The sequence below is a fragment of the Streptomyces sp. DH41 genome, assembly GCF_029813785.1.
In the GTDB taxonomy this organism is placed as follows: domain Bacteria; phylum Actinomycetota; class Actinomycetes; order Streptomycetales; family Streptomycetaceae; genus Streptomyces.
Window position 1 is genome coordinate 23,864 of record NZ_JARVKY010000038.1, and the last position, 10,146, is coordinate 34,009.

Sequence of the window (10,146 nt, forward strand, 5' to 3'; positions counted from 1 at the left end):
CGGACACCGCCATGACTACCACCGCTGCCCTGAACGCAGGCGAGCGGACGGCACGGAAGGACGACCCCGGGGCGGCGCCGCGCAGACGCCGTCCCGGGCGGCTGCGCCGCGTCGGGCTGCCGTACCTGCTGCTGCTCCCCGCACTACTGCTCGAACTACTGGTCCACCTCGTGCCGATGGTGATCGGCATCGTCGTCAGCTTCAAGGAGCTGACCCAGTTCTACATCCGCGACTGGGGCACCGCCCCCTGGGCCGGCCTCGACAACTACTCCCTGGCAGTCGACTTCGACGCCCCCGTCGGCGAGGCGCTGCTGAGTTCGTTCCTCACCACCTGCCTGTTCACCGTGCTGTCGGTCGGCCTGTGCTGGCTCATCGGCGTGGCCGCGGCGATCTTCATGCAGGAGACCTTCCGCGGCCGGGGCATCCTGCGCACGCTCTTTCTCGTCCCGTACGCACTGCCCGTCTACGCCGCCGTCATCACCTGGTCGTTCATGTTCCAGCGGGACAACGGCCTGGTGAACCACGTGCTGCACGACCAACTGGGCCTCACCGACAGCCCCCCGTTCTGGCTGATCGGCGACAACAGCTTCATCGCCCTGCTCGTCGTCTCGGTGTGGAAGGGCTGGCCCTTCGCCTTCCTCATCATCATGGCCGGGCTGCAGAACATCCCGAAGGACATCTACGAGGCCGCCGCCCTCGACGGCGCCGGTGTCTGGCAGCAGGTCCGCCGCATCACCCTGCCGGCACTGCGCCCGGTCAACCAGGTCCTCGTCCTGGTGCTGTTCCTGTGGACCTTCAACGACTTCAACACCCCGTTCGTCCTGTTCGGCAAGGCGGCACCACAAGCCGCGGACCTGATCTCCATCCACATCTACCAGTCCTCGTTCCAGACCTGGAACTTCGGGACGGGCTCCGCGATGTCGGTGCTGCTGCTCCTGTTCCTTCTGGTGGTGACGGGCGTCTACCTCTGGTTCACCTCCCGAGGAAGGAAGACCACCGATGCCTAGCCCAGCCGTCCGCCGGCCCCGCTCCCCGATGGCCGCCCCGCGTTCCTTCCTGTGGAGCCGGCGGATCTTCCTGACCCTCCTCACCGTCTTCGTGCTGCTGCCGGTGTACGTGATGATCTCCAGCTCGCTGAAGCCGCTGGAGGACGTGTCGGGGAAGTTCGCGTGGATCCCCTCGGGCCTCACCGTCCGCCCGTACTTCGACATCTGGGACACGGTCCCGCTGGCCGACTACTTCATGAACTCGCTGATCGTGGCCGGTGCGGCGACCGTCTGCTCCGTCACCATCGCCGTGTTCGCGGCCTACGCGGTCAGCCGCTACTCCTTCCGCGGCAAGCGCCTCTTCACTGTGACGGTGCTGTCGACCCAGATGTTCCCCGGCATCCTGTTCCTGCTGCCGCTGTTCCTCATCTACGTCAACATCGGCAACGCCACCGGCATCGCGCTCTTCGGCTCCCGCGGCGGTCTGATCCTCACGTACCTCACCTTCTCGCTGCCCTTCTCCATCTGGATGCTGATCGGATACTTCGACTCGGTACCCAGAGACCTCGACGAGGCCGCCAAGGTGGACGGCTGCGGGCCGCTCGGCGCCCTGTTCCGGGTCATCGTGCCCGCCGCGATCCCCGGCATCGTCGCCGTCGCCGTCTACGCGTTCATGACCGCCTGGGGCGAGGTGCTCTTCGCCTCCGTCATGACCAACGAGACCACCCGCACCCTCGCCGTCGGCCTGCAGGGCTACTCCACCCAGAACGACGTGTACTGGAACCAGATCATGGCCGCCTCACTCGTCGTCAGCCTGCCCGTCGTCGCCGGCTTCCTGCTCCTCCAGCGCTACCTCGTCGCCGGCCTCACCGCCGGCGCCGTCAAGTAGCCGCCGGCTCACACCACCGGCACCCCGTTCCCGCCCACCCCAGAGAGGCTCTCTGTGTCCGAATCGCTCGACCTCGCCGCCTTCCCCACCGACTTCACCTGGGGCACGGCCACCTCCGCCTACCAGATCGAGGGCGCCGCCACGGAGGACGGCCGGGCACCGTCGATCTGGGACACCTTCTCCCACACGCCGGGCAAGGTCGCGGGCGACGACCACGGCGACGTGGCCTGCGACCACTACCACCGGTGGCCCGAGGACATCGCCCTGATGAAGCGGATGGGCACCGACGCCTACCGCATGTCCATCGCCTGGCCCCGCGTGATGCCGACCGGTGCCGGACCGGTCAACGCGGCCGGCCTCGACTTCTACGACCGCCTCGTCGACGCCCTCCTCGACGCCGGCATCACCCCCAACATCACCCTCTACCACTGGGACCTCCCCCAAGCCCTCCAGGACCGTGGCGGCTGGACCGTACGGGACACCGCCGAGCACCTCGCCGACTACGCCTCCGTCGTCGCCGCCCGGCTCGGCGACCGCGTCACCCGGTGGGCCACTCTCAACGAACCCCTCTGCTCCGCCTGGATCGGCCACCTGGAGGGCCGCATGGCACCCGGCCTGACCGACCTGACCGCCGCCGTGCGCGCCTCGTACCACCTGCTGCTCGCCCACGGTCTCGCCACCCGGGCCGTCCGCGGGGCGGTCCCGGGGGCGCGGGTCGGCCTCGTCACCAACCACTCCCCCGTCGAGGCCGCGTCGACCCGCCCGGAGGACATCGCGGCGGCGACCCGCATGGACGGCCACACCAACCGCTGGTGGCTCGACCCGGTCTACGGCCGCGGCTTCCCCGCCGACATGCGCGAGCTGTACGGCGTGGACCTGCCGGAGCGCGCGGGCGACCTGGACACCATCGCAGCCCCCCTCGACTGGCACGGCCTCAACTACTACTTCCCGGCGACCGTCGCCGACGACCCCGAGGGTCCCGTCCCGTACGCCCGTGAGGTCCGGCTGCCCGGCGTACCGCGCACCGGCATGGACTGGCAGATGGACGCCGGGGGTCTGGAGGCTCTGCTGCTGCGCCTGACCGACGACTACGGAGTCCGCGAGCTGTACGTCACCGAGAACGGCTCCGCCTTCCCTGACACCGTCTCCCCCGACGGCTCCGTCCACGACCCCGACCGGGCCCGCTACCTGGAGCAGCATGTGAACGCCTGTGCCCGGGCGGTCCGCAAGCGCGTGCCGCTGGCCGGCTACTACGCCTGGTCCCTGCTCGACAACTTCGAGTGGGCCTACGGCTACGACAAGCGCTTCGGCCTCGTCCACGTCGACTACGCGACCCAGGCCCGGACCGTCAAGACGAGCGGTCTGCGGTACGCGGAGATCATCCGTGCCCACCGGGAGTCCCACGCCTGACCGTGCCGGCTCCGGGTGCCCGGCCGCCGGCTGCCACGAGGGCACGCCCGGCGGCGGGGCCCGCCCGGTGCTGTCCGGCCGGCGGCGTCCGGCCGGGGGAGGGCGCGCCGGATCAGGCGGACTCGCGTACGACCAGCTGCGGTTCGAAGACGAGGGTGCGCGGTTCGGTGCGGGTCACGGTGCCCTGCACCTGCTCGCCGAGCATCCTGGCCATGGCCGCCGCCATGTCCTCCACCGGCTGGCGCACGGTGGTCAGCGGCGGCCGGCAGGTCACCGCGACGCTCGAGTCGTCGAACCCGACGACGGCGACGTCCTCCGGTATGCGCCTGCCCAGTTCCCGCAGGACCTGGCAGGCGCCCTGGGCCATCAGGTCGTTGGCCGCGAACACGCCGTCCACCTCGGGGTGGTCGTGCAGCAGTGTGGTCATGGCCGCCGCCCCGCTGTCCAGGGTGAAGACGCCCTCGGCCACGGGAGGGCTGTCATGCCCCGCACGGGCCAGGGCGTCGCGGAATCCGGCGAGGCGTTCCCGGCTGGCCCTGAGATCCGGCGGAGCGCCGATCACCGCGATACGGCGGCAGCCGCGAGCCAGGAGATGCTGTCCGGCCAGGCGTCCCCCCGCACGGTGGTCCAGATCGACGCAACCGACCGGTGTCGCCCGGGCGGGACGTGCGAACAGCACCGTGGGGACCCGGGCGGCCAGGAGCATGTCCGGCAGAGGGTCGTCCGGTCGCACGGAGACCACCAGCGCACCGTCCGTACCGCCCTGCCCCACGTAGTCGACCACCTGCCTTCTCGCCGCCTCCGACTCGGCGAACAGCAGTATCGGTTGCGTCGAGCGTGCCCGGAGGTACCCCACGACGCCGTTGACGACACGGCCGAAGAACGGGTCGGCGAACACGCGGCCGGCGAAGGCGTCACCCGCGCCGGAGACGATGAGGGCCACGGCCCCGGTGCGTCGGGTGACCAACGCCCTCGCCGCCCGGTTCGGCGTGTAGCCCGTCCGCTCGATCGCGCCGCGGACCAGGTCCTGGATGCTGGGATCGACGTTGCGTACGCCGTTCACGACCCGCGACACGGTGGCGCGGGAGACCCCCGCCTCCCGCGCGACATCCTCCAGCGTCGGGGCCTGCCTGTTCATGGGGGAACTCTAACCGCCGGGCACTCTCACGGGCACAGGGCGGCAGACGGTCCTGCGGCGTACGGAGGCGGCGACGCGTCCGCCGGAACGCCAGAGGGCAGGGCTTCCCCCGGGCCTCGTCCACAGTCTGCACAGGGAACATCGTTCGGCTGACTGTCCCCTCCACGAACGCACCCGTGCCGGACAGGGACACATCCGCCCGCATTCCCCCCTCCCGCAGACGGCGGCAAAACGGGGCTTCGCGGGCGGCGGCGGCACAGGGAGCCGGCGCGCCCGGGGACGCGGACGTACCGGGGGTGACTCGAAGCGCCCGATGTGGGAACCGGAAGGGGAGCCCTGACGCACGCGGGGATCCCGGGTGCCTGGACGCCTGGATCCCTCACCGGAAAAGAGACCACGATGGCGCATGAATACGACGCCCGGCAGGCCGTGCCGCACACGCCGGGGATGCTCACCGACGGTGGCGGGGTCACGCGCCGTCGCCCGCTGCGCGAGCGGCACGTCGAGGAGACGGTCGAGGTCGCGGTGCCGGTGCGGACGGCGTACAACCAGTGGACGCAGTTCAAGGCCTTCCCTCGGTTCTCGGCCGTGGTGCGTGGCGTCGAACAGGTCAGGCCCACCGTAACCGCCTGGACCATCGGCTACGGCCCCCTGCGCCACCGCTTCGCAATCGAGACGGTGGAACAGGACCCCGACGCCTACCTGGCCTGGCGCGGTCTGGAGCAGAGCCCCCGCCACCAGGGCGAGGCCGAGTTCCGACCGATGGAGTCCGGCGGCACCGCGATCACTGTCCGGATGTTCCTGCGACCGCGGGGAGCCGCGAGAATCCTCACCCGCCCGTCCTGGGCCGCCCGGCTGACCTCCCGGCTGGTGCGCGGCGAGCTCATGAGGTTCAAGCTGTTCATCGAAGGGCTGGGGCAGGAAGGCGGGGCCTGGCGCGGCACGATCCGCGACGGCCGCGTGCAACACGATCGACCGGAGCCGCCCAGGAGCCGCGTGGCCCAGTGGCCCGTCGGCTGACCGGTGTGCCGGACACGCGAGAGAGAAAGGCGAACCCATGCAGAACCCGGCCGGCGAGGAGCCGGAGTCCAGTCTCTCCGTGACACCGCCGAAGAAGTGGGCGGCCGGAGTACCCGCGGTCGTTCACGCGCTGGAGTACTCCCTGGAGCAGACGTCCCCGCGCAAGACCGGGGTGGACCTGCTGACCATGAACCAGGTGGGCGGGGTCGACTGCCCCGGCTGTGCGTGGGCGGACCCTGCCCCGGGCCGGCGCCATCGCAACGAGTACTGCGAGAACGGCGCCAAGCACATCAACGACGAGGCCACCACTCGCCGGATCACCACCGACTTCTTCCGTGAGCACAGCGTCGCCGACCTCGCCGGCCGCTCCGACATGTGGCTCAACCAGCAGGGCCGGCTCACGGAGCCGATGATCAAACGGCCTGGCTCCGCGCACTACGAGCCCCTCAGCTGGAACGACGCCCTGGGCGTCCTCGCGCAGGGACTGAAGGCGCTGGCCTCCCCCGACGAGGCTGTCTTCTACACCTCGGGCCGCGCCAGTAACGAGGCCGCCTTCGTTCTGCAGCTGTTCGCCCGCGCCTTCGGCACCAACAACCTGCCCGACTGCAGCAACATGTGCCACGAGTCCAGCGGCTTCGCCCTGAGCGAGACCCTGGGAACAGGCAAGGGCACCGTCAGTCTCGACGATCTCCACCACGCCGATCTGATCTTCCTGGTCGGGCAGAACCCGGGCAGCAACCACCCGCGTCAGCTGTCCGCCCTGGAGGAGGCCAAGCGTAACGGCGGCCGGATCGTGGCGGTCAACCCGCTGCCGGAGGCCGGGCTCCGGCGCTTCAAGAACCCGCAGAAGCCCCGCGGGGTCGTCGGACGCGGCACCCAGATCGCCGACCGCTTCCTGCACATCAAGCCCGGCGGCGACCTCGCCCTGTTCCAGGCACTCAACCGTCTGCTGCTGGAGGCCGAGGACGCCCGGCCCGGCACCGTCCTGGACCACGGCTTCATCAAGGCACACACCACCGGTTTCGAGGAGTTCGCCCGGCACGCCCGCACGGTGGACTGGGACGACGTGCGGGCGGCGACGGGACTGACCCGCGAGGAGATCGAGAGGGTCCGCGACGAGGTCCTGAAGAGCGATCGCGTCGTCGTCTGCTGGGCGATGGGCATCACCCAGCACAAACACGGCGTGCCCACCATCCGGGAGATCGTCAACTTCCTGATGCTGCGCGGCAACCTGGGGCGCGCCGGCACCGGCGCCTGCCCGGTGCGCGGCCACAGCAACGTCCAGGGCGACCGCACCATGGGCATCTGGGAGCAGATGCCGGACAGCTTCCTCGACGCCCTGCGGAAGGAGTTCGGCTTCGACCCTCCGCGTCCGCACGGCCTGGACTCGGTGAACTCGATCAAGGCGATGCGCGAGGGGCACGTCAAGGTCTTCCTCGCCCTGGCCGGCAACTTCGTCCGCGCCGCTCCCGACAGCGAGGTCACCGAGGAGGCGATGCGCTCGTGCCGGCTGACCGCGCACATCTCCACCAAGCTCAACCGCTCGCACACCGTCTGTGGTGACACCGCGCTGATCCTGCCGACCCTGGGCCGCACCGAGCGTGACGTCCAGGCGGACGGCGAGCAGTTCGTCACCGTCGAGAACTCCATGAGTGAGGTGCACACCTCCCAGGGCCGCCTGGAACCGGCCTCCCCCATACTGCTGAGCGAGATCGCGATCCTGTGCCGGCTCGCCCGGCTCACCCTGGACGGCAGGGTGGACATCCCCTGGGACACGTTCGAGGGCGACTACGGAACCATCCGCGACCGCATCTCCCGCGTCGTGCCGGGCTTCCACGACTTCAACGCACGGGTGGCCCGGCCCGGGGGCTTCCAACTACCCAACCCGGTCAACGAGGGCGTCTTCAACAACGCGGTCGGCAAAGCCCTGTTCACTCGCAACGAGGGCGTGGTCCCCCGGTCGCCCGAAGGCCATCTGCTGCTGCAGACGCTGCGCTCGCACGACCAGTGGAACACCGTCCCGTACACCAACGACGACCGCTACCGCGGCATTCACGGCAGCCGCCACGTCGTGCTCGTCAACCCGGCCGACTTGAGCGAACTCGGCCTCGCCAAGGGTGATCACGTCGACCTGGTGAGCGTGTGGGCGGACAGCTCCGAGCGCCGGGTCGAGAACTTCGAGGTCGTGCCCTACCCCGTCGCCAAGGGCTCGGCCGCCGCCTACTACCCCGAGACGAACGTCCTGGTTCCGCTGGACAGCGTCGCCGACATCAGCAACCAGCCCACCTCGAAGGGCATCGTCGTCCGCCTCGAACCCGTCCTCGACCGGACGCGGACCACCCACGCCTGACCCGGCCGCACGATCCCGACGGGGCCCCGTGACGACAGCGGGCCCGGCTTCGCCTGGCCGGCGAGCCGGCGGTTTCCCGGCGGCGGAGTCGATCGGGACAGTCTCCAGCAGCGCTTCGGTGATGGCCTTCGCTGACGCTCGGGCGCCGGTTCACGCCGGCTGGATGGCACCCGGCAGCTCGTGGACGGCCTTGACGAGGGGAGCGAGTGAGGGGTCCTCGGCTGCCTCGCCGAGGGCCTTGCTCAGGGCGGTGTTGTGGGTGGGACGGGCCTCGTCCAGCAGGCGTGCACCGGCCTCGGTCACATCCGTGTAGATGCCGCGACGGTCGGTGGGGCACAGGTAGCGCGAGAGCAGCCCGCGCTCTTCCATCCGGGTCACCAGCCGTGTGGTGGCGCTCTGGCTGAGCACGACGGAGTCGGCGACCTGCCGCATCTGAAGGTGGCCGCCTTCGCCGTCGTGCTGCCTGCTGAGTACGTCCAACAGCGAGTACTCGCGCGCACTCAGCTTGTGTCCCGCCTGGAGCGCCCGTTCGACGCGGCCTTCGATGCGGCCGTGCAGCAGTGAGAGGGCCGACCAACTGTGCGCCAGTGCGGTCATCGCCGGGTCAGTGGCGGTCATGAGCAGCTCCCTCGGTCGGGTCTTGCGAGCGGTGATACCACGCCGACAGGGGACTGCCGGGCATATCACTCAGTTCACTATACCCGCGCTTGCAGTTATCCAGCGCGTGCAACTATTGTGAGCGCTCATAAGGCGCGTACACATCTTTCGATCCGATCCGGGCGCGCGCCATCCCCCTCCCCCTATGCACCGTCTAAGGACCTCGTCATGCCGCTCGCACTACTGGCCCTGGCCATGGGCGCCTTCGGAATCGGCACCACGGAATTCGTGATCATGGGGCTGCTGCCCCAGGTCGGCGCGGATCTCGGGGTATCGCTGCCGACGGCAGGCCTCCTGGTCACCGGTTACGCCCTTGGCGTCATGATCGGCGCGCCGATCATGACCGTCCTGGGCACCAGGATCTCCCGCAAGAACATGCTCATGTTGCTCATGGGCCTGTTCATCCTCGGCAATCTCGTTTCCGCCGCCGCCCCCGGCTTCGCCGTCATGCTGATCGGCCGGGTAGTGGCCTCGCTGGCTCACGGCGCGTTCTTCGGCATCGGCTCCGTCGTCGCCGCCGAGCTGGTGGCGCCGGAGAAGAAGGCGGGCGCCATCTCGATGATGTTCACCGGTCTGACCGTGGCGAACGTCGTCGGCGTACCACTGGGCACGTTCGTGGGCCAGAGCGCGGGCTGGCGGGTGACGTTCGTGATCGTCGCCGCGCTCGGCGTGCTCGGCCTGGCGGGCGTCGCCAAACTCGTCCCCGACATGCCCAAGCCGGAGGGCGTGCGGCTGCGGCACGAGGTCGCGGCCTTCAAGAACGTCCAGGTCGTGCTGGCCATGGCCATGACGGTGCTCGGCTTCGGCGGCGTGTTCGCCGCGATCACCTACATCGCGCCGATGATGACCGACGTCGGCGGCTTCGCCGAGTCCTCCGTCACCTGGCTGATGGTGGTCTTCGGGCTCGGCATGGTGGCGGGCAACCTCATCGGCGGCCGGTTCGCCGACCGCAAGCTCATGCCGATGCTCTACACGGCCCTGGGCGGCCTGGCGCTGGCACTGCTGCTGTTCACCTTCCTGGCCTCCGTCAAGGTCGCGGTCGTCGCGGCCGTCTTTCTCATCGGCGCACTGGGCTTCGCCACCGTTCCACCGCTGCAGAAGCGGGTCCTGGACTACGCCCACGGCGCCCCCACGCTGGCCTCGGCGGCCAACATCGGCGCCTTCAACCTGGGCAACGCGTTGTCGGCCTGGCTCGGCGGCGTGGTGATCTCCGCGGGGTTCGGCTACACCGCGCCCAACGCCGTCGGCGCCGTCCTGGCCGCCGCCGCGCTGGTGCTGGCCGTCGTCTCGCACCGGCTGGAACTGCGCCCCGGCCGCGGCACGGCGACGCCCACCGACCGCGAGCCCCTCGCACACGGCCTCGAAACCGCGGCACCCGCACCCGCGGACCCGGCCTCCGCCCCGGCCGCCGACTTCGTCGATCTGCCGACCGCAGCGAGCACCGCCCGCCCCTGACCGCCCGCGACACGCGGACGTCCATCCCCATGCGGATGAGGCGCATCTCGGTGTCGATGCTGAGGCTGTTGCCCAGCATGGCGATGGCGCAGGACGATCCGCGGGCGACGATGGCACGTACCGGCGGCTGCCCGGGTGTGTCGGTGAGGCCGGGGATGGGCACCAGGTCCCCATGCTGGTCGGAGGAGCCGGTCTCCTTCGGGTGCAGGCGGACCGGGGTGTTGTGCCTGGCGTCGCCGAC

Annotated in this window: 8 protein-coding genes; 6 read left to right on the plus strand and 2 right to left on the minus strand. The window is 70.2% G+C overall.

Translation table 11 applies throughout. The features are described from left to right. The first annotated feature begins 11 nt into the window (after positions 1-11). Genes QC283_RS36885 through QC283_RS36895 form a run of 3 tightly spaced genes read left to right on the plus strand, consistent with a single transcriptional unit; the run spans position 12 to position 3,285 of the window. The gene (locus tag QC283_RS36885) at positions 12-1,007 is read left to right on the plus strand and encodes a carbohydrate ABC transporter permease (protein WP_279566157.1); all 996 of its coding nucleotides are present in this window, start codon (positions 12-14) and stop codon (positions 1,005-1,007) included. A 28-nt stretch (positions 1,008-1,035) separates the two neighbouring features. Continuing rightward, positions 1,036-1,875 carry a carbohydrate ABC transporter permease gene (locus QC283_RS36890; protein ID WP_279566170.1) on the plus strand — a complete coding sequence of 280 codons (840 nt, stop codon included), beginning with the start codon at positions 1,036-1,038 and terminating at the stop codon, positions 1,873-1,875. A 54-nt stretch (positions 1,876-1,929) separates the two neighbouring features. Further along, positions 1,930-3,285 (plus strand): GH1 family beta-glucosidase, encoded by a 1,356-nt coding sequence (locus tag QC283_RS36895; protein ID WP_279566158.1) that lies wholly within the window; start codon positions 1,930-1,932, stop codon positions 3,283-3,285. A 112-nt stretch (positions 3,286-3,397) separates the two neighbouring features. On the opposite strand, the gene QC283_RS36900 is transcribed toward QC283_RS36895, so the two are convergent. Next, positions 3,398-4,423, minus strand: coding sequence for a LacI family DNA-binding transcriptional regulator (locus QC283_RS36900; RefSeq protein WP_279566159.1), 1,026 nt, complete (start codon positions 4,421-4,423; stop codon positions 3,398-3,400). A 399-nt stretch (positions 4,424-4,822) separates the two neighbouring features. Here QC283_RS36900 and QC283_RS36905 point away from each other — a divergent pair, with 399 nt between their 5' ends. Beyond that, positions 4,823-5,443, plus strand: coding sequence for an SRPBCC family protein (locus QC283_RS36905; protein ID WP_279566160.1), 621 nt, complete (start codon positions 4,823-4,825; stop codon positions 5,441-5,443). Between the two features lie 37 nt (positions 5,444-5,480). Then, the gene (locus tag QC283_RS36910) at positions 5,481-7,793 is read left to right on the plus strand and encodes an FdhF/YdeP family oxidoreductase (RefSeq protein ID WP_279566161.1); all 2,313 of its coding nucleotides are present in this window, start codon (positions 5,481-5,483) and stop codon (positions 7,791-7,793) included. Positions 7,794-7,943: 150 nt separating this feature from the next. Here QC283_RS36910 and QC283_RS36915 read toward each other — a convergent pair whose 3' ends face one another. Beyond that, the gene (locus QC283_RS36915; RefSeq protein WP_279566162.1) at positions 7,944-8,411 is read right to left on the minus strand and encodes a MarR family winged helix-turn-helix transcriptional regulator; all 468 of its coding nucleotides are present in this window, start codon (positions 8,409-8,411) and stop codon (positions 7,944-7,946) included. A 207-nt stretch (positions 8,412-8,618) separates the two neighbouring features. On the opposite strand from QC283_RS36915, the gene QC283_RS36920 reads away from it, so the two are divergent. Further along, positions 8,619-9,905 carry an MFS transporter gene (locus tag QC283_RS36920; protein ID WP_279566163.1) on the plus strand — a complete coding sequence of 429 codons (1,287 nt, stop codon included), beginning with the start codon at positions 8,619-8,621 and terminating at the stop codon, positions 9,903-9,905. Positions 9,906-10,146: the final 241 nt, after the last annotated feature.

What these genes read in the sequence shown, in the direction of transcription:
- QC283_RS36885 (WP_279566157.1), top strand. Translation starts at nt 12, where the DNA reads ATGACTACCACCGCTGCCCTGAACGCAGGCGAGCGGACGGCACGGAAG.
- QC283_RS36890 (WP_279566170.1), top strand. Translation starts at nt 1,036, where the DNA reads ATGGCCGCCCCGCGTTCCTTCCTGTGGAGCCGGCGGATCTTCCTGACC.
- QC283_RS36900 (WP_279566159.1), bottom strand. Translation starts at nt 4,423, where the DNA reads ATGAACAGGCAGGCCCCGACGCTGGAGGATGTCGCGCGGGAGGCGGGG.
- QC283_RS36905 (WP_279566160.1), top strand. Translation starts at nt 4,823, where the DNA reads ATGGCGCATGAATACGACGCCCGGCAGGCCGTGCCGCACACGCCGGGG.
- QC283_RS36910 (WP_279566161.1), top strand. Translation starts at nt 5,481, where the DNA reads ATGCAGAACCCGGCCGGCGAGGAGCCGGAGTCCAGTCTCTCCGTGACA.
- QC283_RS36915 (WP_279566162.1), bottom strand. Translation starts at nt 8,411, where the DNA reads ATGACCGCCACTGACCCGGCGATGACCGCACTGGCGCACAGTTGGTCG.
- QC283_RS36920 (WP_279566163.1), top strand. Translation starts at nt 8,619, where the DNA reads ATGCCGCTCGCACTACTGGCCCTGGCCATGGGCGCCTTCGGAATCGGC.